This window comes from Neisseria benedictiae (assembly GCF_958267435.1).
In the GTDB taxonomy this organism is placed as follows: Bacteria; Pseudomonadota; Gammaproteobacteria; order Burkholderiales; family Neisseriaceae; genus Neisseria; species Neisseria bergeri.
Window position 1 is genome coordinate 1 of sequence record NZ_CATQFV010000002.1, and the last position, 284, is coordinate 284.

A 284-nucleotide genomic window follows, 5' to 3' on the forward strand; every position below is an offset into this window, starting at 1 on the left:
AATCCCCTAACTTCCCACCAAGACATTTAGGGGATTTCTCATGAGCACCTTCTTCCAGCAAACCGCCCAAGCCATGATTGCCAAACACATCGACCGCTTCCCGCTATTGAAGTTGGATCAGGTGATTGATTGGCAGCCGATCGAACAGTACCTGAATCGTCAAAGAACCCGTTACCTTAGAGACCACCGTGGCCGTCCCGCCTATCCCCTGCTGTCCATGTTCAAAGCCGTCCTACTCGGACAATGGCACAGCCTCTCCGATCCCGAACTCGAACACAGCCTCA

The 284-nt window shown here is 53.2% G+C and carries 1 protein-coding gene; it reads left to right on the forward strand.

The annotated features are described in order from the left end of the window. Positions 1 to 40: 40 nt before the first annotated feature. Positions 41 to 284 (forward strand): IS5 family transposase (locus Q3O12_RS00015; protein WP_002256589.1); only part of this gene is annotated, 244 nt, incomplete at its 3' end.